Source organism: Sorangium sp. So ce381 (genome assembly GCF_051473845.1).
GTDB lineage: Bacteria > Myxococcota_A > Polyangia > Polyangiales > Polyangiaceae > Sorangium > Sorangium atrum.
Genome location: NZ_CP150336.1, coordinates 9,650,919 through 9,676,479, shown reverse-complemented (window position 1 = coordinate 9,676,479; position 25,561 = coordinate 9,650,919). Strand labels below are relative to the sequence as shown.

Below are 25,561 nucleotides of genomic sequence, written 5' to 3'. Positions count from 1 at the left end.
GATGTCCCGTCAGGCTCCGAATGCACCCGGAGCAGGAGGCGAACGACCCGCAAGTACGGCGAAGGTGGCGCAGGCGCCGCCGAGTGGCATCGTTTGGCCCGTCGGCAGCCGGGAGCATCCGGCAAATCACCGCGGAGGAAAAACAATGGCGAGAGTCAACGAAGGTACCCCCAAGGCCGTCGGCGCGGCGCTCTTCGTGCTGCTCGCCGCTGCCACGACGCATGCCATGCCGCGACCCGTGCCTCCCGATCCCGACCACGTGCGGGTGGTGGGGAACGGCAGGGTCATCCGGGTGACGCCGGTGGGGCTGCAAGACGATTTCCAGGGCATGGCGACCGACACGAGGAACCTGCAATGGGCGCTGAATAACGTGGCGCGCGGCGGCCGCATCGCGCTGGACGCCGGCACGTTCCACGTGAGCGAGACGCTGGCGGCCGAGGGCCTGGACGCGGAGGTGCGTGGCGCCGGCATGAACGATACCGTGCTGGTGGCGCGCGGCCGCGCCGCGAACGGCACGTACGTGTTCCCCCTGCTGAATGAAGCGTATCGTGAACGGCTGTTCCCACCGGGCTTTCCGCCGATCCTGGCGGTCTTCAACAAGCCGCCTTCGCGCAAGACGCCCTGGCAGCTGACCAGCACGAACCTCACGCTGCGCAATCTGTCGTTCACCGTCGAGGGCGAGGGGCCCACGTTGACTTACTACGGCACCGAGGTCAGGCCGGTGTGGGCGGCCGTGCTGGTGACCGGATCCAAGGGCAACTACGACCCGACGAAGGACTTCAAGGTGGAGCATTACGACGTGTCGATCAAAAACGTGGGCGTGTACGGCCAGATTCTGAGCCCGACGTTGGGCAGCAATCTGATGGAGGGCCTGGTGTTCATCGGCGGAGAACAGTGGCTGCCGGTCGAGCCCGACACCGCCAACGGTGGCTGGAATGAGTTCGACCACCTTCCGGTGAACGGGCTCGTGACGGTGAAGAACTGTGTTCTCGAGCATACTCAGCTTCACTCGGTGGCCGTGGAGACGTTCCTGTCGCCGCCCGCCAGCCTGGAGGCTTTCGAGGCCCAAAGCGCCTTCCGCTTCCCGTCCCCGCCGCAGGACGTCTACCCGCAGGCGTTCGCCGATATCGAGAACAACGTCTTCGACGATTCGGGGCACGGCGTGGCGACGGATCCCTTTCTGATTGCCTTCGGGACGCTGCTGCTGAGCCCGTCGAACGCGCCGCTGACGGTGGAGCACAACCGCTTCTTCGACTCGAACGGGCACGCCGTGGGCGTGCTCGCGGGCCAGAGCCTCACCGAGACGAGCCGCTGGCCCAAGGAGCCCTCGACGGTGAGCTTCGCCCACAACGAGATCGAGGCGGTGGCGACAGGGCCCTTCAACGCGTCGTCCCTGTTCATCGCGGACCTCAGCGAGCTCGACGGGGCGCCTTCGTACCTCCAGCCTTCGGTGCGCTTCAACCATATCGATGCGGCGCCGGGCTTTGGCAGCAGCCTCATCGAGCACCTGATGGGCAACGGCCTAGTGGCCGACCACAACGTGCTGTCGGGCAGCGCTCCGCTGGGCATCAGCGTGGGCGCGCCGAACATCCTCGTGGGCACGCCGCTGCCCTGCACGAACGACCTGCTGACGCTGAACAACTTCGCCAACTTCAGCGGGCAGCCCATCTTGCTGGGCCCTGGCTCGCGGTCCTGCACGGCGAAAGTCCACAACGCCTCCGACGTCGTCAACAGCGGAATCAACAACACCATCGTGGTGGTCGGGAAGGGCCGCGGCTGATCCTGCGCGTCATCCTCGGAGCGCGCAGGCGGGGGGCTAGGACACCGATCACGTTGGAGTCCCGAGGAAATCAACAGAAGGCAAGAGAAACCGCAAGGGGCGCGAGGGGCGCAAGGGGAAGGCAAGAAAATATCTCGTCTCTGGTCCCTTGCGTCCCTTGCGCCCCTTGCGGTTTGTCTCTCTCCCATATTCCTGGCCCTTGGCGCTTGCTTTCCGGCATAACGGTCGGGCCTCGCAACCCATTGAATTTAGGGACCTTTTAACCCGTTTGTCCCTCTAGCGATCGCTCAGCGGCTCCTTGTCGCGCGCGTCCGCGGCGAGGTACTGGCGCAGGTGCCGGCGGAGGGAGACCCGCGTGATCCCGAGCGCGCTCGCCGTGTGGGTCACGTTGCCGCCCTGGGCGGCGTAGACCGCGAGGATGTGGCGGCGCACGGCCTCGCCGAGCGACGCGCTGCCGCGCGCGGGCGGCGACGGCCGCAGCGCGCCCGGCGGGCCCGAGCGCGGCGGCGCCGAAGGACGCGTCGCCGCGCCGATCTCCGGCGGCAGGTGCTCCAGATCGAGCGGCGCGCCGTGCGCCCGGAGGAACGCGCGCTCGACGACGCTCCGCAGCTCGCGGACGTTCCCCGGCCAGGGATACGCCTCGAGCTGCGCGAGCGCGCGCGGGGAGAGCCCGGCGCTCGCGAGCCCCGTCGCGCCGCTCTGGCGCTGGAGGAAGTGCTCGACCAGCCTGCGCACGTCGCCGTCGCGCTCGCGCAGCGGGGGGAGCGAGAGCGCGAGCCCGCCGACGCGCCGGTGGAGCGCCTCGTGGAACGACCGCTCGAGGACGCGCGCGGCGAGGTCCTGGCTCGTCGCGGCGATGACCCGCACGTCCGCGACCAGCGCCTCCCCGCCGCCGATCCGGCAGAGCGGCTCCCCGTCGAGGACGGCCAGGAGCCGCGGCTGGAGCTCGAGCGGGAGCGCGCCGATCTCGTCGAGGAACAGCGTGCCCCCCCGCGCGAGCTCGAGCAGCCCGGGGCGCGCAGCGGGCCGCCCGTCGGCCCCGGCCGCCACGCCGAAGAGCTCCTCCCGGAGGCGCTCGGCCGGCAGCCGCGCCGCGCTCAGCGCGACGAAGGGACCGCCCGCGCGCGGGCTCGCCGCGTGAAGGAGCCGCGCGCAGAGCTCCTTGCCCGTGCCAGGCTCGCCCGTGATGAGCAGCGGCGCGCGCTCGTGCTCCGCCAGCCGGCGCAGCTGCTCCATCGCGCGCGCCCAGCGCTCCGAGGCGCCGACGAGCCGCACCTCGCTGTCGTCCTCGACCCAGACGACGCGCGTCATCCCGCCGCCGGACGAGCAGAGGTGTTCCGTGCGCCGGGAAGGGGCCGCGCTTTCTTCCACATCGCATCTCCTCGATTCATGGGCAGACGGCGAGCGACGCGCCTGCCGTTTTCTGGATTACCGAGCTGTCCTCAGCGCAGGCGGCGACCGGGGATGGGCCGCCGTGAACGAAGATGGGAACGATAGATGAACGATGGCGGATGAACGTCGGCCACGAGGTGGCGACGAACAACGAGGGATGATGGCTGACACACGCCGGGTGATCTCACCCGGTCAGCGACATCCACTCTACCGCGAACCACGGTCTCTTGGAAGGGAGATCCCGACCGGCGGCGCCGGGCGCCGAGGAACTACGTGCTCAAAATTTGTGCGTACGCGCGGACCTGGGTTAGTCGACCCGTGTACCCGAAAGGAGAGACGACGAGATGAGCTCGAAGCGCAAGACCCCGGCCCGCACGAAGACCACCCGGGCCCAGAGCCTGGTCGCCGCCCCGGTCGCCTCGGCGCAGCCCGAGAGCGCGGTCTCTGCCCCCGCCGCCGCCGAGAGGCCCTCTGCGGCCGTGAAGCTCGCCGCCGAGCGCGCGAGCGTCGACGCCCCGAAGGCCGCGCCTCCGCGCCCGCGGCTGTCGCGCGAGGAGCGCCACGGCCTGATCGCCAAGGTGGCCTATGGATATGCCGAGAGGGCCGGCTTCCGGAACAACCCCGTTGAAGACTGGCTGAACGCCGAGCGCGAGGTCGACGCGCGGCTCGAGCGCCTCGCCAGCTGACGTCTCCGCCGCGGCGGCGCGGGCGGCGCGGGGCCCCGCGCGTGCCCACGCGAGCGCGACAGGCGCGCTCGCGTGGGCGTGGGCGGCGCCCTCGGCCGGCGAGGGGGGGCTCCCGTCGGGCCGGCGGCGGCGCCCGTGGGCCTTCGAGGCTCGTAGCCGCGCCGCGGGACGAGTATCCTCGCGCTCCGCGTGGGCGGTGGGCCCACGGTTCGCGGTCCACGCGCGCCCGGCCGCCTGGACCGCGGAGGTCTGCACACCGATACTTGCGCCATGCATTCAGGTCACGTCCTCGCCAACCGCTTCCAGCTGGAACGCCTCGCGGGCTCCGGCGGGATGGGCGCGGTGTGGCGGGCGCTCGACCGGCAGAGCGGCCACGCGGTCGCGCTCAAGGTGATCTTCAACCAGGGCAGGGAGCACGTCGTGCGCTTCCAGCGGGAGGCGCGCCTGCTCGCCGAGCTCGAGCACCCCGTCGTCGCCCGCTACATCGACCACGGCGTCACGGCGGACGGCCTCTACTACCTCGCCATGGAGTGGCTCGAGGGCGAGGACCTCGGCGCGCGGCTGTCGCGCGGGCCGCTCGGGATCGAGCACAGCCTGATGCTCGTCGGCCGCGTCGCCGAGGCGCTCGCCGCCGTCCACGCGCGCGGCATCGTGCACCGCGACCTCAAGCCGACCAACGTGTTCCTGCCCGGCGGCGACATCGGGAGCGCGAAGCTCATCGACTTCGGCATCGCGCGCCAGGCCGACGCGACGTACGAGCTCACCCTCACCGGCTCGGCGATCGGCACGCCCGCTTACATGGCGCCGGAGCGCGTCCGCGGCGACGTCGACGTCGACGCGCGCGCCGACCTCTACTCGATCGGGTGCCTCCTGTTCGAGTGCCTCACCGGGCGGTCGCCGTTCGTCGCCCAGCACCCGCTGTCCGTCCTCGCCAAGGTGCTCTTCGAGGCCGCGCCGCGCCCGAGCACCTTCTGCCCGAACATCCCGCCGCCGCTCGACCTGCTCGTGGCCCGGCTGCTCGCGAAGAACCCCGCGGAGCGCCCCGCGGACGCGGGCGAGGTCGCCGCCGAGCTCAGGATGCTGAGCGTTGTGGAGGGCAACATGTCCACCGGCAACGGCCTGCCGACGCCTGCGTTGACGAAGAGCGAGCGGCGGCTCGTCAGCGTCGTCCTCGCGGCCGAGATGAGCGCCGGCAGGCGCGGCCCCCCGTCCGCTCGCCCGCAGGCGATCGCGGGCCCCCAGCGGGCGAGCGACACGATGCTGTCGGGGCACCACGCGACCGTCGTCTCCGGCAGCAAGGAGGCGCTGCCCGAGGGCCTGCTCGCGCCGGCGCCGCCGGCGAAGCCCCGGCCCGCGCCGCCGCCGACCACGCCGTTCCACGAGGTCCGGCAGGCCGCGCAGGCGCACGGCGCGGTCCTCGAGGTGCTCGCCGACGGCTCGGTCGCGGCGGTCGTCGCGGGCGCGGGCTCGCCGACCGACCTCGCCGGCAACGCCGCCCGCTGCGCGCTCTCGATCCACGCGCTCCTGCCCGGGGCCTGGGTGGCGCTGGCGACGGGCTGGGACGTCATCGCCGGGACGCAGGCGGTGGGGCAGGTCATCGACCGCGCGGGCGCGCTGCTCGACGCGCGGGTCCGCCACGCCGCGGAGGATCCGTCCTCGGGCCGGCCGGTGCTCATCGACCAGATGACGGCCGCGCTGCTCGGCGACCGCTTCGAGATCGCGGCGGGCAGCCAGGGCCCGACGCTGCTCGGCGCGCGCGAGCCGCAGGACGGCGGGCGCAAGGTGCTCGGCAAGCCCACGACCTGCGTGGGGCGCGAGCGGGAGCTCCGCGCGCTCGAGGACGTGCTCGACGAGTGCGCCACCGAGGGGGTGGCGCGCGTGGTGCTGGTCACGGCGGGGGCGGGCGTCGGCAAGTCGCGCCTCGCGCACGAGCTGGTCCGGCGGGTCGAGGCGCGCAGCGAGCCGGTCACGGTGTGGCGCGCGCACGGCGATCCGATGCGGGGCGCGGCGCCGCTCGGGCTGCTCGCGCAGACGGTGCGGCGCGCGGCGGGCCTGCTCGACGACGAGCCCGCCGAGGCGCGGCGGGAGAAGCTCGCGGCGCGGGTCGCGCGGCACGTCGGCGAGGCCTCGCGGGAGCGGGTGACGGAGCTGCTCGGCGAGCTCATCGGGGCGCCATTCCCGGAGAGCCCGGCGCTGCGCGCGGCGCGGCAGGACCGCGCGGTGATGGAGGAGCAGGCGCGGCGGGCGTGGCTCGATTTCCTGCGGGCCGAGTGCGACGCGCAGCCGGTGCTGATCGTGCTGGACGACCTGCACTTCTGCGATCGCGCCACGGTGGACACGCTCGACGCGGCGCTCCGGTTCCTGCGGCACCAGCCGCTCATGGTGCTGGCGCTGGCGCGCCCCGGGGTGCGCGAGGCGTTCCCGGGCCTGTGGGAGGATCGCGAGGCGACGGAGATGCGGCTCGGGGAGCTGTCGCGCCGCGCGTGCGAGCGGATCGTGCGGGAGGTCCTCGGCGACGCGCCGCCGGAGGCCGAGCTCGCGGCGCTCATCGACCGGTCGGCGGGGAACGCGTTCTTCCTCGAGGAGCTCGTGCGCGCGACGGCGGACAGGCGGGCAGGGGAGGTGCCGGAGACGGTGCTCGCGATGATGCAGTCGCGGATCGCGGCGCTCGAGCCCGAGGCGCGCCGGGTGCTCCGGGCCGGGGCGGTGATGGGCGAGGTGTTCTGGCGGGGGGGTCTTGAGGCGATGCTCGGCGGGGGCGGGCAGGTGCCGCAGCTCGAGTCGTGGCTCCTGACGCTCGAGAAGCGCGAGCTGCTCGAGCCGCGGCCGGAGTCGATGCTCCGCGGCGAGCCGGAGTTCGCGTTCCGTCACGCGCTCGTGCGGGACGCGGCCTACGAGATGCTGACGGACGCGGATCGGGCGCTCGGCCACTGGCTCGCGGCCGAGTGGCTCGAGCGCGTGGGCGGGGACGATCCGGCGGTGCTCGCGCTTGTCGACTGCCACTTCGGCCGCGCGGCGGACGGGGCGCTCTCGCTCGGGAACGCGGACGGCGCGGCGGGGCACCTGGCGCGCGCGGCGGGGGTCCGCGTGCGCCGGGGCGAGTTCGACGCGGCGATCGGCGCGATGACGCGGGCGTTCGAGCTCTCGGACGTCGCGCGCCGCGATCCCGACGAGCTCGGCCGGTGGGTGGGGATCCTCTCGAAGGCGGCCGGCCACGCGCGCCGCGCGCCGTCGCTGCCGGCGGCGTCGGACCGCATCCTTGCGCGCGTCGATGCGGTCGGCTCGCTCGAGCTCCGGGTGAAGCTGCGCATCGAGCTCGCCCGCGCGCTCGGGGCGACCAATCTGTTCCGGCTGTCGCACGACCTGCTCGACGACGTGGTCGAGATGGCGGTAGGTCGCCGCGAGCTCCTGCAGGAGGCGCTGACGGTCGACGTGGAGGTCTCGTGCCTTCAGGGCCAGCTCGCGCGCGCGCGGCGGGCGGCGCTCGACCTCGCCGCGCTCGGACCGACGGACGACCCGCGGGCGCTCCAGTCGGTCGCCCTGGCGCGGGCGACCTCGGGGGATCGGCCCGGGGCGCTGGAGGCGCTGTCGCGCTGGGAGGCGGCCGCCCCGGGCGATCGGGTCGCGGAGGCGGTGCGGGCGAAGCTGCTCGTGACGATCGAGCTCTACGCGGGGGATTTCCGGGCAGCGGCGAAGGCGTGCGAGCGCGCGATCGAGCTGGACCGGGCGCTCGGGCTGCGGTTCGACGGGGTTGTGAACCTTCACAACCTGGCCTACGCGTGCGTGCGGCTGGGCGAGCACGAGCGGGCGCGGTCGCTCTTCGCGGAGTCGCTGGAGCGGGCGGACGAGGCGGGGTACGACCGGGTGGCCGCCTCGAACCGGATGTACCTCGCGTACCTCGACGGGGTGGCGGGGGCGGGGGACGCGCGGGAGCGGCTGCAGGCGCTCATCGCGCGGGCGGAGGAGCAGGGCTACTGGCACGACGTGCTGCAGGGCCGCTGGGCGGCGGCGATGCTGCTGAAGAACGCGCGCAACGACGCGCTCGCGCGGCGGGAGTTCGAGGATCTCCTGGAGCTGTCGGTGCGGCTCGGGGATCCGCTGCTGGAGAAGGACGCGCGCGCCTGGCTCGACCGCGTCGAGCGGTGAGGGGAGGCGGGGCGCGGTGAGGGGCGGCGTCCCCGGCATGCACTGCAGGCATGTTCCTGGCGCGTTGTCGCGTCTCGCAAGGAGAGAATCAACGCAAAGGCGCAAAGGCGCAAAGACGCAAAAAAGAGATATGGGTTGATTCTCTCCTTGCGAGACACGACAACTCGCCCGCAACTTGCCGGGAGGCACGGCCGCCAGGAGGAGGATGACAAGCCCCCGCGCCTCGGGCCGGTGTGCGATGGTGCACGCTCCCCGCTGGAGCGCGCCCCGCGCCCGCCCGCGAGCAGCGGCAAGGAGACCGCGAGCCCCGCGGCGCCTCCTGGTTGCAAAGGCCGACCTCGGCCTTCCAGGATTCGACGCGGATCGCGGTTCGGGAGCGTTCCGGCGATTTGTGACGGCTGGCGGGGGCGTAGCGCAACCTCCGGGAAAGACGCTTGCCTGCCATCACCCGCAGAGGAACCATGACCCACTCGTATCGACTCGCCTCCTTCTCGATTCTCGGCTTGCTGGTCGCTTGCAGCTCGACGGACCTCGATGTCACGTCCGGCCCCGGCGCGGGCTCTGGAGGAACCCCCGGCGCGGCGGGGGCGACCAGTGGCGGTGGCACGACGGCCACGGGTGGTGCTGGTACCACCACGGGCGGAACAGGCGGCGCCGGAGCCACCACCGGCGCAACGGGCGGCGTCACCGGGGGTGCGGCCGGCACGGGTGGAGCGGGCGCTGGTGGAGTGGACACGGGTGGAGGGGACACGGGTGGAGGGGACACGGGTGGAGCGGGCGCTGGTGGAGGGGACACGGGTGGCGGGGGCACCGGCGGGCCGACCCCGGTTGGGGACCTCCACATCACGGATCCGGTTCCGGGCTTTGCGAGCGTCGCCGGCGGCACGACCGGCGGCGGCACGGATCTGAGCTCGGCCATCACGGTGGACTCGATGAGCGAGCTCCAGGACGCGGCGAAGGGCGCGACCCCGGCGATCATCCTCGTGAAACCCGGGAACTACAGCGGGACGCTCGCGCCAGGCGCCAACAAGACGATCATCGGCGTCGGCCCCGGGGTGACCATCGCGGGCAACATCCGGATGAGCGGCGCGGACGTGCACAACATCATCATTCGCAACCTCGCCGTGCGGGGCGCGCGTTGCGCCAGCTACGACGAGTGCAAGTCCGGCGCAGACGCCGTCTATACGGGGAACGGCGCCCACCACGTCTGGCTGGACCATCTGGACATCTCCGACGGTCAGGACGGCAACTGCGACATCACCCAGGGAGCCGACTACGTCACCGTTTCCTGGGCGCGCTTCTACTATACGTACGACAAGGAGCACCGGTTCTCGAACCTGATCGCCGGCAGCGACGACGAGCCGGCGAGCGTGGGGAAGCTGCACATCACGTACATGAACAGCCACTGGGGCGAGCGCGTCGATTCACGCCAGCCTCGCGGGCGGTACGGCAACGTGCACATGCTCAACAACTACCACAAGACCGGCGGCGGGCAGATCCACGGCGTGGGCAAGGACATGGCGCTCATCGCCGAGAACTGCGTCTATGATGAGAACAGGTCGATCTGGACGGACATGGGCAGCCCAAGAGGCTGGAAGGGGATCGGCAACCAGGGGACCGGCGACGACTTGAACGACTCGAGGGGCACCGTCTTCGAGATTCCGTACCGCTACACGCCGATGCCGGCGTCCCAGGTCGTCGCGGCGGTCACCTCCAAGGAGTGCGGAGCCGGCAACACCTGCACGCTCGCTTACTGACCTTGCGCGCAGCGCCGCGCAAGTTGCGCAGATTCCTGCGCAACTTGCGCAGGACCAGCCCGCGCTCGCGTTCCTCGATATCGCGTCCGCGAAGCACCTGGCCAGGTCATGGGCCCTCGACGCGAGACGTGGCACGGAGTGTGATTACCCAGGGCCACAAAGGATCGCACCATGACCGACAGAATGCACCGGCACCTCACCAACAATTCTCGCCGAACGTCCCGCGCCGCATCTCTGCTCGCCGCGGCGTTCATGATGGGCTGCAGCGCCGAAGCGACCGAAGCGACCGAAGCGGAGGACGCCGCCCCCCTCGGGCGGGCCGCGGCTGCCGGCGGGTTGCGCTTCGCGAGCGAGCATGACGCCCTCCGCTGGGTCGCCAGGCGGGCCGAAGAGCTCGACATGGGCACCACGACGATCGAACGGGACGAGGACGGCCGGATCACCAGGGTGGCCGGCGTGTCGATCGGCTCGCCCGACGAAATCGCCCTGACGAAGGCGCAATTGATAGGCGAGCTGGGGGGCGAACGCCATACGGTCGAGATCGCGGGGGAGCGCTTTCTCCTGGAAGGCCAGGAGCCCATCGTGATGGCCGCTTCCACGCACTGCAACGGCGGCCTTTGTACGCAGGAAGAGTCGTTCAAGAACGACTACTACGTGTATCGAGAGCTCGGCAGCCGAACCTCGGTGACGTCAGGGGGGTTCGAGACCCAGCGCAAGACGATCCAGGGCACCGGCCAGTACGAGTGCGTCGACCTGCCGGGGCCCCTGCCCGTCACGTGCAACGGCTACTGCAGTTATTCGGCCGGCTGCCCTTCGGGCTTCACGAAAGAGAGCTCCGTCGGCTACCCCACGTGCAGGACGACCTGCGTCGGCCAGGTACGGAACGTGTCGCTCTCGATTTCCATCGCGGGCTTCGAGTTCTTCGACTCGAGCGGCATTCTCGTCCCCTCCATTCCGGAGCGAAGCGGCTCGACCCACGATTCGAGCCTCGAGGTCAAATACTGGGAGTATGGCATCGGCATCGACTCCGTGATCTCCGACGCCGACGGCCTGTGCGGCTCGCATTCGACGTCGGGTCCGGACGGGTCCGTCGTCGCCAAGAGCCACTGGGGCAGCGTGCCCAGCGGTTGCCTGTAGCGCTCGCCCGGAGCGCGCGGCCCGAGGTCCGCTCGACGAGGCGGCTGGATGGCCTCGGTCCGGAAAAATAGATACCCTGTCCGCATGCGCCAGCTTGCTTCGTCCCTCGCCGCCCTCTCGCTCCTGCTCTCGTTCACCCCGCCGGCGCTCGCCGAGGAGACCGTCACGGAAGGGCAGTGGGCGAAGTCCTATGGCTTCCGTCTCGGCGTGGAGGCGGACGTGCTCACCAGCACCATCGAGGCGAACCTCCCCGACTGGGAAGCCGTGAGCGGCGACGGGACGAGCGGCGCGTGGGAGGGGAACTCCTTCGTGGCGTCCTTCGCGGCGGTCGCCCAGATCAAGCTCGTCGCGGGGCTCCACCTCGACGCCGAGCTGCCGTTTGCGTACGGGAGCAGCCACGCGAGCGCGCCCGGCCCGGGGCAGGGCGACGCGGCGGAGGGCGACGCGGCGACCGTCGCGCCGGAGCTCGAGGGGTTCTTCTTCGGCAATCCCTCGATAGGACTTCACTACGCCGCGAACATTTCTCCCATGCTGATGCTCGTCGGTGGGCTCGCGGCCTCCATCCCCATCACGCAGGATCCGTCCGACGACACGAAGGCGGCCGCGGCGGCGGCGCTGGCCGTGCGGGGGTACTTCGACACGCAGCGGGCGCTCCTGGAGCACGTCCCGCTGCGGGCCCGGGGCGGCATCGAGCTGCGCCCGATCGAGGCGCTCTATGTGCGGAGCGATCTCGTGGCGATGTTCGCCATCCCCACGGGCGGCGGCGACACGGAGTTCTTCATCGAGCAGAGCAACGAGGCGGAGCTGCGCAGCGTGGGCGGGTTCGGGGTCGGCGCGCGGCTCCAGGCCGCGTTCCCGCTCACACAGACCGACAAGCTGCAGCTCGCGGCCGAGCCCTTCGTCGGGGTGGAGCCACCCACGTCGGGCCTGTACTTCCGGGCCGGGCTGCTCGTGGCGCTGGACGAGCCGCTCGGGTTCGGCCTGGAGCAAGGCAAGCTCGCGACGCTCCGTGTCGCGGTGGGGGCCAGATTCTGAGTTGGTGGCGGCCGCGTGGCGCGAAGGGATTGGGGCTGCGGGACGGACCTGTGCTGGCAAGGGGGGTCTGCTAAATATCTCTGTGAATGAAGCGACGGACAGCCGATCTCAGCGCCGATGAGCTGATCGCGTGGGCACGTGGCTTGGCAGGAAAGGAGGACTATTTGTCCTTTCTGCCAAGGTGATATCGTGTGATGGTTAGGTCAACTCCGGCAGAGAGGCGCGCGATGGAAAGGCCGTTCACGATCGTCTTCATCCTGTACCCCCAGCTCACGCAGCTCGACTTCACGGGCCCGTTCGAGGTGTTGCAGCGCCTGCCCGGCGCGCGCCTCGTGGTGGCCTCCCGCGAGGGCGGCTCGCTGTCCGCCGACAGCGGCCTCACCTTCAGCGGGCTCGCCCGCCTGTCCGATATCACCGAAGCGGACGCGATCTGCGTGCCCGGGGGCTACGGCCTCACGGCGGCCCTCGGTGATCGGGAGCTCGTCGCGCATGTCCAGCGCCTCGGTCGCGCCGCGCGCTACGTCACCTCGGTGTGCACGGGCTCGTTGCTGCTCGCCGCAGCGGGCCTGCTCGAGGGCAAACGCGCCGCCTGCCACTGGGCGTTCCGGCCGCTGCTCGCCGAGCTCGGCATCCAGACCGAAGCGGCGCGCGTCGTGCGCGACGGCAACGTGATCACGGGCGGCGGCGTCACCGCCGGCATCGACTTCGCGCTCACCCTGGTGGCGGAGATCGCCGGCGCGGACGTCGCTCGTTCGATCCAGCTCAGCATCGAGTACGATCCGCAGCCTCCCTTCGACTCCGGCTCCCCCGAGACCGCGCCCGCCGAGGTGCTCACCCGCGTCCGCGATCGCGCCCTGCTCCAGGTTCCCGAGCGCCGCGCCGCCCTGCTGGCCGCGCGCGCCCGACCGGTGTGACTGCGCTCCCGAGAGCCTCCTCCCTCTCCCTCTCCGGGAGAGGATCGGGGTGCGGGGCTGGTCGTGAGCCCCCGCGATCCCCTTGAGCCCGGCGACGCTCGCCTCCACGCTCATGCCCACACCGCGCGGCCGCTGAGCGCAGCCGCTTTGCTCGGAGATGATCATGCCCCTCGAACGCCCTGCCCTGAACCCCAGCGATCTCGAGCCCCGCACCAGCTCGACGTACCCCGAGTCGCTTCGCGCGCGCGTCACGCCGCGCGAGAAGCGCGCGCTCGGCGACGCGCTCGGCCTGACGAAGATCGGCGTCAACCTCACCACGCTCTTCCCGGGCAAGGAGTCGGCGCTGCGGCACTACCACTCTCACGAGGACGAGCTCGTGTTCGTGCTGGAGGGCGAGGTGGTGCTGCGCACGGACGACGGCGAGCAGGTGCTCACGGCGGGGCAGTGCGCGGGTTTTCCGGCCGGCGCGCGCGACGGGCATCACTTCGTCAACCGCAGCGCCGCGCCAGCGCGTTACCTCGAGATCAGCAACCGCGATCCCGAAGACAGGGCCGAGTATCCCGACGAGGATCTCGCCGTCCGCAAGGTGGGCGGCAAGTACGTCTACACGCACAAGGACGGAACACCTTACTGAGCGGATGAGGTGGTGAATGACCACCGCGAGAGATGGGATCGGGTCCACGCCTAGATCTCCGGGTGCGGTCCGCCGTCGAGGACCAACACGTCGAGATCGCGGAGCTGCTCGCGGTCGCCCACGACGTCGATCCGGGCGATTTTCCCCTGCGCGAGGGTGAAGCGGAGCACCCGGAAGAGCCGCCCCTTCGGGGCCAAGACGATGCCCACCGTCCCGTCCACGAGGGCGGGGCGCGCAAACTTGGCGCCGCGCGCGGCGGGGATCGCCTGCTTGGCCCAGGCGCGCGCGCCGCGGACCTCGCCCCCGGCCGGGGGCTCGGCCGTGGCGTCGGCGTGGATCACGACGTCCGGATCGAGGATCGCCACGAGCGCGTCGAAGTCGCCGCCGCGCATGGCCGCGATGAAGGCGTCGACGACCTCGCGCTGGCGGCCGACGTCGGCGTCCGGAGACGGGGGCGCGCCCTGCACGCGGCGGCGGGCGCGGCTCGCGAGCTGCCTCGCCGCGGCCGGGGAGCGGCCCACGATGGAGGCGATCTCCTCGAAGGGGACCGCGAACAGGTCGTGGAGCACGAACGCGAGCCGCTCGGCGGGGGTCAGCGTGTCGAGCACCACGAGCAGCGCGAGGCCGACGGAGTCGGCCAGCACCGCCTCGCGCTCGGGGTCGGTCCCGGCCTCGCGGTCCACGGCGGGGTCGGGCGCGGCCATCGGGTCCTCACGCCGCGCCTTGCGCGAGCGCAGCATGTCGAGGCACACCCGCGCCACGACCGTCGTCAGCCACCCGCCCAGGTTCTCGACGCCGCTCGTGTCGGCGCGGCTCAGGTGAAGCCAGGACTCCTGCACGGCGTCCTCCGCCTCGCTCAGGGAGCCGAGCATCCGGTACGCCACGGCCTGCAGGTGGGCCCGGTGGGCCTCGAACCGCTCCGCCAGCCAACTATTTTCATTCATCGGTCACACTTCCTCGTCGTGCTTCGTCATGGCTGTGACGGACGAACCCTAGCCGATGTGACGACGCGAACGGACGTTCTGCGTCCTGTCACGGTTGGCGAGCACACCCGAGCCCCTCGGGAGGAGCACGAACATGCTGAAAGCACGGATGAAGAACCCCGCGATGGTCATCCCCGACGTCATGCAGCCGATCTACGCCCTGATCGGCGCGGTGAAGAAGAGCAGCGTGCCGGCGCGGACGCTCGAGCTCGTCCACCTGCGGGCGAGCCAGATCAACGGGTGCGGCTTCTGCGTCGACATCGGCGCGCGCGACATGAAGAAGGCGGGTGAGACCGACGAGCGCCTGTTCGCCGTGGCGGCCTGGCGCGAGGCGCCCTATTTCACCGACGCGGAGCGCGCCGCGCTGGCGCTCGCCGAGGCCGCGACGCGGCTCAGCGACCGCGCGGACCCGGTGCCCGACGACGTCTGGGAGGAGGCCGCGAGGCATTACGACGAGCCGGCGCTCGCGGCGCTGACCCTGCAAATCGCGCTGACCAACCTCTTCAATCGGTTCAACGTCACCACGAGGCAGATCGCCGGCTCGGTGAGGCTCGACGCGCGCGCGGAGAACCGCTGACGAGGAGCGCGCGCCGGCAACCGCGGACGAGGCGAAGGTGTGGAGCCTGCGTCCTAAGAGCGACCAGAAGGGGCGCTCGTGTCCCGGCGCGCGGTGAGCCACACGGCCCCGCCGGCGGCCAAGAGCGCGGCGGCGCCGAGGAGATAGAGCCGGCGCAGGGCGATCTGCGTCTTGTCGGGATCGAAATCGGTGAGCGAGCTCCGCGCGCCGCGCGGCAATACCCAGTCGTCGCTCCCGCCGCCGATCGCGCGCAGCGCGCGGCCGAGCGTCTTCTCGGGCGCCATCCGGCTCTGAACGTACAGGATCCAGCGGCCCAGCGGCGTATTCCCCTTCGGCTTCTGCTCCATCGACGTGATGACGCGGCGGAGCTCGGCGGCCGTCTCGGCCTCGCTCCCCTCGCCCGGCAGGCGGGCCCATTCCCCGTGACCCGGCAACACCCACGCGAACCTCAGCCAGCCGGCCTCGGCCGCCGCGAGCAGATAACGCACCGAGCGGGTCTGGCGCTCCCAATCCTCCCAGCATTGCAATCGATGCGCCACGAGTCGACCCAGGAGGCGCGAGTAGCTCAGGTGATCGCCGGTGAACAGGAAGCGGCCTCGATAGAGGAGGCATAGCGAGCCCGGCGTGTGCCCGGGCTGCGGCAATACCATGATCTCGGCCTCTTTGGCCGCCTCTCGCGAGAGCGGCTCCCCCTCGAGCGAGAGCGGGCCGAGCTCGTTGCCGAGCTTGATCTCCACGTCGCCGGTCGAGGGCATGTACTTGTTCTCACGCAGGTTCACGTCTGCGGCGCCGATGATGCGGCGGCAACCCGGGAAGCGGCTGGCGAACTCGGCGTGGTGGTGCGTATGATCCCGGTGCGTCAGAAAGAGCCACCGCACGCCGCCGTGCTCCGCGAGCCAGCGGAAGACCTCCTCGCTCGGCTTCGGGGGATCGATCAGCACCCCGCCTCCGTCCCGCTCGATGAAATAGGACAGGGCGCCGATGTTCTTGATGGATGGCTGTCCGATGATCCAGACGGCATCCTCGATGGGCCGCGGGAAACCACGCCAAGGCGATCCAAGATCGCCCCGACGAGCCCGCGCCGCGCCCGGCTTGAGCTTGATGGCGCCGAACGGGCACGCCGCGGCCGCCGTCCGCGCCGCCATCAGATCTTCCTTGCTCCGCGGCTGCCGCAGCACACCCGTGAAGGCGCCGTCCTCGTAGGAGCCCGGCAGCACCGAGAGGCGGCGGCCTTCCCGGAGGTCGCTGGCCGGCGCCACCTCGCCCAGGAGCTCCGGCGCGTAGTTCCGGCACGTGCCGGCGCCGCAGCACTTGCGCGTGACGAAGAGCTCTCCCCAATCCTCGACATGCGTTTCGTCTTGCATCGCTGTACCTCGTGGATGGCAATCGCTAGTAGAGCGTCGCTCGGCCGAGCTCGGCTCGCGAATCGCGCGCGAACTCCAGGAAGGTGCTCGCCTTTGGCCCGCGAAACGGCACACCTCACGGTCAGATGAGGATCATGGGGTTCTCCATTTCTTCGCTGCCAGCCGTGGCCATGTCAAGAGCCACGGTAGGTTCTCCCGCTGCGCTTGACCAGGCAGCGACCGGCGAATAGCCTGTTCGACCAGGCTGCACAATGTTCGACTTCGACGCGATGGCGACGTTCGTGGAGGTGGCGCAGCTCGGGAGCTTCAGCGCAGCGGCGAAAGCGCTGCGGCTGCCGCGTTCGACGGTCAGCGAGCGTGTGGCCCGCCTCGAAGCCTCGCTCGGCGTGCGGCTCCTCGAGCGCACGGCGCGCGTGGTGCGACCGACGAGCGCCGGCGCCGCTTATCACGAGCGCTGCGCGCGCATCCTGTCCGATCTCGACGAACACACGTGCATCGTCTACGGCGAATCGCGCGTGACGCGCTGGACATTCGAGCGCGGGCGCGAGGTGCGCCGCGTCGACGTCCGCGGAACGCGCTCGATGAACTCGTTTGCCATGCTGCACGAGGGCCGTTCGCTCCGGTGTCGGGATCGCGCCCGTTGAACAACGATGCCCCCGGCCGTCTGGCTCCGTCCGGTTTTGCTCGGCGCTGATATTGCCTGACAAGCTGCCTGGTGCGGTGGATACCCGCGAAGGAGCCCGCTTGGGCGCCGGGAAGCGCGCTGGCGATCACGGCCTTGTCGTGCAGCAGAGATTGCCCGAAAAATTCCCCGGAGGGAGGATCGCCGGTCGCATTCCGTCCTGCTCGGCACTACGATGATGATCCGACAGCAGCGCCCCTGAAGGATGCGAGGGGGGCAATGATGGAGCTGCGGGATTACACGCTGGAAAAGGTAATCTACGACGGCAACGAGACACGGGTATGGCGCGCGGTCCATGTCCCCTCGGGGGCGCGCGTGGCAATCAAGATCCCCGTGGCCGAGGTAGCCAGTCCGCGTGTGATGGGGCGGCTGATCCACGAGCACCAGGTGCTCCTGCAGCTCGCACAGGTGCCCGGGGTGGCGCGCGCACGGGCGCTGGAGCAGCGGGGCGGCACGGCGGCGCTGGTGCTGGAGGATCCTGGCCTCGGCTCGCTCGATCGCCTGCTCGCCAAGCAGGGGCGCGTGCCGGTCGGGGCCGCGCTGCGGTTCGGCCGGCTCCTGTCACGGGTGCTCGAGGGGGTGCACGCCGCTGGCGTGATGCACAAGGACATCAAGCCGCAAAACGTGCTGGTGGACGAGGCGTGCGAGAGGGTCACGCTGCTCGACTTCGGCATCGCCTCGCTGTTGTCCCAGGAGGCCACCGAGGCGAGCATCCCCGAGGCGCTGGAGGGGACGCTTGTCTATATTTCCCCGGAGCAGACGGGGCGCACAGCGCGCGCGCTCGATACGCGCACGGACCTGTACTCGCTGGGGGTGACGCTCTTCGAGGTGATGTCGGGGCGGCTGCCGTTCACGGAGCGCGATCCTCTCTCGCTGGTGCACGCTCACCTGGCCAAGGACCCGCCTCCGCTCGACTCCGTCGCCCCGGAGGTGCCAAGGACCGTGGCAGCCATCGTGGCGAAGCTCCTGGCCAAGGATCCCGAGCGGCGCTACCAGACGGCCCGCGGCGCGGCAGAGGATCTGGAGGAGGCCCTCCGTCGATGGGACGAGCGGGGCACGGTGGAGCCGTTCGGCCTGGGAAGAAAAGACTTCTCGCGCAAGCTCCGGTTGCCGCAGGTGCTCGTGGGACGGGAGCGCGATGTCGAGCGGGTGGGCGAGTCCTTTGCGCGCGCCGCGCAGGGCACGACGGAGCTCCTGCTCGTCGGCGGCCCCTCGGGCATCGGCAAGACGGCGCTGGTCCGCACGGTCTACAGGGATATCGCGCAGGCGGGGCGCGGGCTCCTGATCGCGGGCAAGCACGATCAGCTCGCGCGGTCGACGCCTTACGCGGCGCTGGCGCAGGCGTTCGGGGCGCTGATGCGCCAATGGCTCTCCAGCTCGGAAGCGGTGCTCGAGGCCTGGCAGGAGCGGATCCGGCGCGAGGTCGGGGACAACGCGCGGCTCATCGCGGACGTGGTGCCGGAGCTCGACCTGGTCATGGGCAAGCTGCCGCCGGTGCCGCCGGTCGAGGGCGAGCAGGTGCTCAACCGGCAGAAGCTGACGTGGCTGAATTTCGTGCGAGCCGTCACGGCGCCGAACCCGCCGCTCGTGATGTTCCTGGACGACATGCAATGGGCCGACAGCGCCACGCTGATCATCCTGCAGACGCTGCTCACGGACGTGGAGCGCAAATCGCTGCTGGTGATCGCGGCGTACCGCGACAACGAGGCGCCGCCCGAGCACCCGCTGTGGAAGCTCGTCGAGGCGGTGGAGAAGAGCGAGGCCAAGGTGTCGCGGATGACGGTGGGCCCGCTGTCGGGAGAGCAGGTGCAAAAGTGGTGCTCGCGGACGCTGGAGAGCGAGCCCGCGCGGGTGGAGCCGCTGGCGCGCGTGCTCTCGCGCAAGACCCGCGGAAACCCCTTTTTCCTGGAGCAGCTGCTGCTCTCGCTGCACCGGCAGAAGCAGGTGGTGAGGGATCCGGAGAGCGGGGCGTGGCGGTGGGATCAATCGTCGCTCGAGAAGGCGGGCGTCACCGATAACGTGGTGGCGCTCCTGACAGACAAGGTGCGTGAGATGCCCGAGCCGACGCAGCAGCTCCTGGGGCTCGCGGCCTGCGCAGGCCACACGTTCCACCTGCAGGATCTGGAGCGGCTCAGCGGGTGGGAGCGCGCCCCGGTGACGGGGGCGTTATGGCCGGCGCTGGATGCAGAGCTGGTGGTGCCGGTCGACGGGGCTTACCGCCCCGCGCAGGCGCTCGGCGTCATTGGCGCGGCGGCGATGGACGCGGCGTACCGGTTCCTGCACGACCGCGTGCAGCAGGCGAGCTACGAGCGGATCTCGCCGGAGCAGCGGGTGCTCGCGCACCTGGAGATCGGCCGGCGGCTCCAGGCGCGTCATCTCGCCGAAGGGGGCACGGTCCAGCAATTCCTGGAGCTCGTGCGGCACCTGAACCTGGGCTCGGCGCGGCTCGAGTCCGTGGAGGAGCGCAAGGAGCTCGCGCGGCTGAACCTGGAGGCCGCGCGCTGCGCGAAGGCGGCGAGCTCCTACCGATTGATGGCCAACTTGCTGGACAGCGCGCAGGCGCTCCTCGGCGGACGCGCCTGGGAGCAGGAGCGCGCGCTGTCGGCGGAGATCGGGCTGGAGCGCCTGGAGGCCGCCTATCTGCTGCGGGAGTTCGACGACGTCGAGGCGCGGGCGCTCGCATTGCTGGACAGGCCTCTGCCGGAGGTCGCCTGGCTGTCGACGCAGGAGATCCGCACGCGCTGCTGTGTCGCCACGGGCCAGTACGCGCGCGGAATCGGGCTCGGGATGGCCGCCCTCGCGAAGCGGGGCATCACGTTCCCCGACACGGATGAGGCGTGTCAGGTCGCGCTCCTGCAAGAGTCCACCGAGCTGGATCAATGGCTGGACCGCGACCCGGACGGGTTTGATCGAATGCAGGTCGATCCGTCGCTGGAGCACCGGCTCATCGACGCCCTGATGACGCAGGCGCAGCTCTGCGCGATCTACGGTGGCCGGCCGATGCTGTATTCGCTCGTCATCGCCCGCATCGTGTCCGAGGCGATACGGCGGGACGCGCTCACGCCTGCTGCCACCCTCATGATCTGCAGCTTCGCCAACGCGTGGTCGGTGGCGACGGGCATGTATCGCCGTACCATGCGCTGGCTCACGCCCGGGGTGCGCGCCGCGGAGCGCGTCGGCTCCGCGATGCTCCCCGAGTGCCTCGCGCTCAAGGGGATCTACCTGGGCCACTCGAGGCCCATCGATGAAGCGTCCCCCGTTTACGAGCAAGCCATCGCTGCCGGCCTGAAGATCGGGTCGTTTCAAGGCACGAGCTGGGGGCTCCTGTGCGACTTGCTCTACTACCGGCTGTGGCGCGGCCTGCCGCTCGGCCAGGTCGACGCGCAGCACAAGGCGCGCTGGGAGCTGGTGCAGCGCGCAGGGGACGCCGTCGGGCGACACCATTTCGAGCTGGTCGCGTCCTTCTGCGAGGTCTTGATGTCTCCTGACGGCGCCCAGCGCCTCCTGGAGGAGGAGCCATTGCCACGAGGTTCGCGCTCCCTCCTGGCCGACGGGGACAGGTACACCGGAGGGTTCGCTCGTACGCTGGAAGGATATCTGTTCTGCGCTGTTGGCAAGTGGGAGCGGGCGCTGTCGAGGATGCGGGAGGCGGAGCAATTCCAGGCAGACCTCCTCGGGATCCCGATGGTGACAGACATCGCGCTGTTCCTCGCGCTCGCAGCGGCGAAGCGCTGGCCCGTCGCCGTCACGGACGAGGAGCAGGCGCGGCTGCGGCAGCACATCGAGCACAGCCTCGCGCGATTGCGCTACTTCACCGAAGGCTGCGAGGCCAATTTCCTCCACAAGCTGCGCCTCGCCGAGGCCGAATACGCCCGCGTCCTGGGCAAGCCCGATGAGGCAGCGGCCAGGTACGACGAGGCCATCGAGCTGGCCCGCGAGCACCGCTTCCTGCACATCGAGGCCCTGGCAGCCCAGCTCGCCGCCGAGTTTCGGCTGGAGGCGGGCAAGACCCACGTCGGGGCGATGTACCTGCGCGAGGCGCGCGACGCCTACGCGCGCTGGGGCGCTGACGCGGTGGTCGCCCATCTGAACGCGAGGTATCCCGCCCTGCTGAAGGCGTCCCTGCACGAGTCGGCCTCCGAGCGCACGACCGTGATGGCGACCACCACGACCACGGGCAGGTCGACAGGCGCGCATTTCGACGTGAAGACCGCGGTGCGCGCGGCGCAGGCCCTCTCGGGCGAGCTCGACCCGGGGCGCGTGGTGGGCCGGCTGATGGAGCTCACGCTGGAGAACGCGGGGGCGCAGCGCGGCGCCCTGGTGCTCAGCGAAGGGGACGCGCTCTCGGTCGTCGCTCGGCTCTGGGTGGAGGGGACCCGCATCGAGGCAGGGCTGTCGGAGCCTCTCGGGCAGAGCCACGACGTCCCCGTCGCGGTGGTGCAATACGCGGCCCGCACGGGCGAGCCGGTGGTGACAGGCGACGCGAGGTCCGACGCGCGCTTCGCCGGCGACCCGTACCTGGCGTTGCACGCGGTGCTCTCGCTGCTGGCGCTGCCCTTGACGCATCGGGGCCACGTGGTGGGCGTGCTGTACCTGGAGCACCGCGACGTGCCGTCGGCGTTCCCTCCCGCGCGCGTGGAGCTCCTGTCGGTGCTCGCCTCGCAGGCGGCGATCGCCGTCGAGAACGCGGTGCTGTACCGGGACCAGGAGGTGAAGATCCAGGAGCGCACGGCGCAGCTGCGGATCGCCAAGGAGGCGGCCGACCGCGCCAATCGAGCGAAGAGCGATTTCCTCTCGAGCATGAGCCATGAGCTGCGCACGCCCCTCAATGGCATCCTGGGTTACGCTCAGTTCCTCATGCGAGCGCCCGAGCTCTCGCCGAAGAGCCGCGAAGGGGTGCAGATCGTGAAGAAATCGGGCGAGCACCTCCTGGCGTTGCTCAACGACCTCTTGGATCTCGCGAAGATCGAGGCCGGTAAGATGGAGCTTGTCCCCCGGAGGTTCGACTTCCCCTCCTTCGTGCACAACGTGGTGGACCTCTGCAGCGTGCGCGCCGAACAGAGGGGCATCGCGTTCACCCACGAGGTCCGGGGCCCGGCGCTCGCCGCCGTGTACGCCGACGAAAAGCGCTTGACGCAGGTGCTCCTGAACCTGCTCGGCAACGCCATCAAGTTCACGGAGCGCGGCGCGGTCACCCTGCTCGTCGACGTCCTGGACGAGGGCGGAGACGGGCAGCGCGACGTGCGCTTCCGGATCGAGGACACGGGCACGGGCATCGCCCCGGAGCACCTCGCGCGCATCTTCGAGCCGTTCGAGCAGGTCGGAGACCAGAGGGTGAAGAGCGAGGGCACCGGGCTCGGCCTCGCCATCAGCAAGAGGATCATCGAGCATATGGGCGGGACCATTTATGTCGAGAGCGAGCTCGGCAAAGGCAGCGCGTTCACCGTGACGCTCACGCTCGCCGAAGCGCTCTCTTCCGCGGCCGCCGACGAGGCCCTGGCGTGGGCCACGATCACCGGTTATCGCGGCGAGCGCCGCAAGATCCTCGTCGTGGACGACAACCCCGGCAACCGCGCTCTGTTCTGCGATCTGCTGGTCCCCATAGGCTTCGACCTCGTCGAGGCCGACGGCGGCGAATCCGCGCTGCGGCTGGCCCTGGAGCACAGGCCGGCGCTGATCCTGATGGACCTGGCCATGCCAGGCCTGGACGGCTATGAGACAACGCGCCGCCTGCGGCAGATGCCCGAGCTCGACGGGGTGGTGATCCTGGCCTCGTCGGCGAACGTCAACGCCGCCGAGCAGCCGAAGGGGGCCCACGCCGGCTGGGACGACTTCTTGCCGAAGCCGGTGCATGCCAACCTGCTCTTCGAGAAGATCGCGCGTTTCCTGCGCGTGGAATGGACGCACGAACCGGTGAACGCCACGGCCCCCGCGGCGGTGAAGGGGGACAGCGCGCTGGTGCTGCCCTCGGCCGAACAGCTATCGCTGCTATCGCGGCTGGTGGCGTCGGGCCGTATCCGGAAGGTGCTGGCGGAGGCGGAGCGGATGCAGCAAAGCGAGCCGCGGCTCGGCCCCTGGCTCGAGCAGCTCCAGACGCTGGCGCGGACGTACCAGATGCGGAAGCTGCAGGAGTTCGTCGAGGAGCATGCCGCGGTCGGCGCGGCGGTGGCCGACGGTCAGCCGTCATGAGCAGAGCCTCCGCGCCCGGTGCTCGTGAGGGCACGATCCTCGTCGTGGATGACATGCCCGCCAACCTGGCCCTGCTCGTGGATCATCTCGAATCCGCAGGTCATCAGGCGCTCGCCGCCGAGGACGCGGAGGCGGCCCTGAAGCGGGCCAGCCTCATGAAACCCGACCTGATCCTGCTGGACGTGGTGATGCCCGGGATCGACGGGTTCGAGACCTGCCGGCGCCTGAAGGCGGCCGAGGGCACCCGAGACATCCCGGTGATCTTCATGACCTGCCTCGGAGAAGTGGCGGACAAGCTCGTGGGGTTCGAGGCGGGGGGCGTCGACTACATCACCAAGCCGTTCGAGATCGAAGAGGTGCTCGCGCGGATCAGGACGCACCTGAGCTTGCGCGAGGCGCAGAAGGAGCTCGAAGCGAAGAACGCGCAGCTCCTGCGCGCCCACCAGGAGCTGGAGCAGCGGGTGCGAGAGCGCACGGCCGAGCTGGCGAGCTCGAACGCCGCCCTCGAGGCGGAGAACGCCGAGCGCCGGCGCGCGGAAGTCGCTTTGCGCGAGAGCCAGCACCTGCTTCAGGCCATCTTCGACAACTCCACGGCGGTCATCTACGTCAAGGACCTCGAAGGACGCTATCTGATGATCAACCGCCGCTACGAAGAGCTGTTTCATGTGACCGCGCGGTCGATCGCCGGCAAGACCGACTATGATCTGTTCCCCGCGGAGTGCGCCGATGCGCTTCGCGCTTTCGACCGGCAGGTGGTGGCGGCCGGGGGGCCGCTGGAGATGGAAGAGATCGTGCCCCAGGACGATGGGCTCCACACGTACATCGCGATCAAGTGTCCGCTCTTCGACGAGTCGGGCCGGTCGTACGCGGTTTGCGGGATCTCCACGGACATCAGCGATCGAAAGCGGACCGAGGCGGAGCGGGAGATGCTCCTCTCCCGCGAGCAGGCGGCGCGGGCGGAGCTCGAGCGCACCGGGCGGCTGAAGGATGAGTTCCTGGCGCTGCTGAGCCACGAGCTGCGGACGCCGCTCACCGCGATCCTCGGCTGGTCGCAGCTGCTCCGTATGCGCGGCCCATCGGACGAGATCCTGGGCCGGGCGCTCGGGACGATCGAGCGGAACGCGCGGGCGCAATCCAAGCTCATCGACGATCTGCTGGACATGTCGCGCATCATCGGCGGGCGGCTGAGCCTCGACGTGGAGGTGGTCGATCTGACCGAGATGCTCGAAACGCTGCTGGAGTCGACCGAGCCGGCGGCGAAGGCGAAGGGGATCCGCCTGGAGCTCAGCGTCGAGTCGCCAGGAGAACACGTCGTCGGGGACCCGAATCGCCTCCAGCAGATCGTGTGGAACCTGCTCAGCAACGCGATGAAGTTCACGCGGCAGGGCGGGCAGGTGAGGGTGTCGCTGCGCCGCGAGGGGTCGTACGCGCGCCTCGCGGTGAGCGACACGGGGATCGGCATCGCGCCGGAGTTTTTACCGTACGTCTTCGAGCAATTCCGGCAAGCAGACGCCTCGACCACGCGCGAGTACGGCGGGCTGGGTCTGGGTCTCTCGATCGTGCAGCACCTGGTGGAGCTGCACGGGGGGACGGTGGAGGCGGCAAGCGCAGGGAAGGACCAGGGGGCGAGCTTCACGGTGAAGCTGCCGCTGGAGGCCAAGCACGCCGAGGCGCTGGCCGGAGGAGAGCCGGCCTCGACGCCGCAGCGCCGGCCATCACGGCATCGTGGCGGGGAGCTCTTGAATTTGAAGGGGGTGCGGGTGCTGGTGGTGGATGACGAGCCGGACACGCGAGAGCTGCTCCTGCGGATACTGGCGGAGTGCCAGGCGGAGGTGCGGACGGCGGGCTCGGTCGTGGAGGCCCTGGCGGAGCTGGAGCGAGACCAGCCGATGGTCCTGGTGAGCGACATCGGCATGCCGCACGAGGGCGGGTATGAGCTGATCCAGAAGGTACGGCAGTTGCCGGAAGAGCGTGGGGGGAGCGTGCCGGCGCTGGCGTTGACCGCGTTTGCGCGCGCCGAGGACCGCGCGCGGGCGCTCAGGGCCGGATACCAGATGCACCTGGCCAAGCCGGTGAAGCCGCCGGATCTGGTGGCGCACGTGGCGACGTTGGCCGGGCGAATCCATGGCGGGGCGAGGTGAGTCGAGGCCGAGCGCGGACCTGTGGACGTTCATCGGCTCCGCAGGGTGTAGCTTCGGCCAATCGAAAGAAGCGAATGATGAGATCGTCGGCGAGCGCTGGCCTGATGCCGCGCGACTGTCACCGTTCGTGGTGACGCTCGGCAC

Annotated in this window: 15 protein-coding genes; 12 read left to right on the top strand and 3 right to left on the bottom strand. The window is 70.6% G+C overall.

What is annotated here, in order from left to right:
* The first annotated feature begins 145 nt into the window (after positions 1 to 145).
* Positions 146 to 1,780 (top strand): hypothetical protein, encoded by a 1,635-nt coding sequence (locus tag WMF29_RS36345; RefSeq protein ID WP_437324694.1) that lies wholly within the window; start codon positions 146 to 148, stop codon positions 1,778 to 1,780.
* Between the two features lie 276 nt (positions 1,781 to 2,056).
* Here WMF29_RS36345 and WMF29_RS36340 read toward each other — a convergent pair whose 3' ends face one another.
* Positions 2,057 to 3,151, bottom strand: a complete 1,095-nt coding sequence (locus tag WMF29_RS36340; protein WP_437324693.1) for a sigma 54-interacting transcriptional regulator — start codon at positions 3,149 to 3,151, stop codon at positions 2,057 to 2,059.
* A gap of 365 nt (positions 3,152 to 3,516) precedes the next feature.
* Here WMF29_RS36340 and WMF29_RS36335 point away from each other — a divergent pair, with 365 nt between their 5' ends.
* The 7 genes from WMF29_RS36335 to WMF29_RS36305 all read left to right on the top strand — a co-directional run bounded on the left by WMF29_RS36335 (position 3,517) and on the right by WMF29_RS36305 (position 13,481).
* Positions 3,517 to 3,858 (top strand): DUF2934 domain-containing protein, encoded by a 342-nt coding sequence (locus WMF29_RS36335; protein ID WP_437324692.1) that lies wholly within the window; start codon positions 3,517 to 3,519, stop codon positions 3,856 to 3,858.
* Between the two features lie 270 nt (positions 3,859 to 4,128).
* Entirely contained in the window at positions 4,129 to 8,004 is a 3,876-nt protein-coding gene (locus WMF29_RS36330) for a protein kinase domain-containing protein (protein ID WP_437324691.1), read from the top strand.
* Between the two features lie 461 nt (positions 8,005 to 8,465).
* Complete coding sequence (locus WMF29_RS36325) at positions 8,466 to 9,761, top strand: pectate lyase family protein (protein ID WP_437324690.1); 1,296 nt, start codon at positions 8,466 to 8,468, stop codon at positions 9,759 to 9,761.
* Positions 9,762 to 9,932: 171 nt separating this feature from the next.
* Positions 9,933 to 10,898 (top strand): hypothetical protein, encoded by a 966-nt coding sequence (locus tag WMF29_RS36320; protein WP_437324689.1) that lies wholly within the window; start codon positions 9,933 to 9,935, stop codon positions 10,896 to 10,898.
* An 84-nt stretch (positions 10,899 to 10,982) separates the two neighbouring features.
* Positions 10,983 to 11,933, top strand: coding sequence for a hypothetical protein (locus WMF29_RS36315; protein WP_437324688.1), 951 nt, complete (start codon positions 10,983 to 10,985; stop codon positions 11,931 to 11,933).
* Between the two features lie 227 nt (positions 11,934 to 12,160).
* Complete coding sequence (locus WMF29_RS36310; RefSeq protein ID WP_437324687.1) at positions 12,161 to 12,847, top strand: DJ-1/PfpI family protein; 687 nt, start codon at positions 12,161 to 12,163, stop codon at positions 12,845 to 12,847.
* 163 nt (positions 12,848 to 13,010) lie between these two features.
* A complete protein-coding gene (locus WMF29_RS36305; RefSeq protein WP_437324686.1) occupies positions 13,011 to 13,481 on the top strand; it encodes a cupin domain-containing protein in 471 nt (156 codons plus the stop codon).
* 50 nt (positions 13,482 to 13,531) lie between these two features.
* Here the strand turns inward: WMF29_RS36305 and WMF29_RS36300 are convergent, their stop codons facing one another.
* A complete protein-coding gene (locus WMF29_RS36300) occupies positions 13,532 to 14,425 on the bottom strand; it encodes a sigma-70 family RNA polymerase sigma factor (protein ID WP_437324685.1) in 894 nt (297 codons plus the stop codon).
* A gap of 136 nt (positions 14,426 to 14,561) precedes the next feature.
* Here WMF29_RS36300 and WMF29_RS36295 point away from each other — a divergent pair, with 136 nt between their 5' ends.
* Positions 14,562 to 15,041, top strand: coding sequence for a carboxymuconolactone decarboxylase family protein (locus tag WMF29_RS36295; RefSeq protein ID WP_437331203.1), 480 nt, complete (start codon positions 14,562 to 14,564; stop codon positions 15,039 to 15,041).
* Positions 15,042 to 15,094: 53 nt separating this feature from the next.
* On the opposite strand, the gene WMF29_RS36290 is transcribed toward WMF29_RS36295, so the two are convergent.
* Positions 15,095 to 16,405, bottom strand: coding sequence for an MBL fold metallo-hydrolase (locus WMF29_RS36290; RefSeq protein WP_437324684.1), 1,311 nt, complete (start codon positions 16,403 to 16,405; stop codon positions 15,095 to 15,097).
* 251 nt (positions 16,406 to 16,656) lie between these two features.
* Between WMF29_RS36290 and WMF29_RS36285 the strand changes: the two genes are divergently transcribed.
* The 3 genes from WMF29_RS36285 (at position 16,657) to WMF29_RS36275 (ending at position 25,417) form a co-directional block, all read left to right on the top strand.
* The gene (locus WMF29_RS36285) at positions 16,657 to 17,049 is read left to right on the top strand and encodes a LysR family transcriptional regulator (RefSeq protein WP_437324683.1); all 393 of its coding nucleotides are present in this window, start codon (positions 16,657 to 16,659) and stop codon (positions 17,047 to 17,049) included.
* A 257-nt stretch (positions 17,050 to 17,306) separates the two neighbouring features.
* Positions 17,307 to 23,276, top strand: coding sequence for an AAA family ATPase (locus WMF29_RS36280; RefSeq protein ID WP_437324682.1), 5,970 nt, complete (start codon positions 17,307 to 17,309; stop codon positions 23,274 to 23,276).
* Complete coding sequence (locus tag WMF29_RS36275) at positions 23,273 to 25,417, top strand: response regulator (RefSeq protein ID WP_437324681.1); 2,145 nt, start codon at positions 23,273 to 23,275, stop codon at positions 25,415 to 25,417. The genes WMF29_RS36280 and WMF29_RS36275 overlap by 4 nt, the downstream gene beginning before the upstream one ends.
* Positions 25,418 to 25,561: the final 144 nt, after the last annotated feature.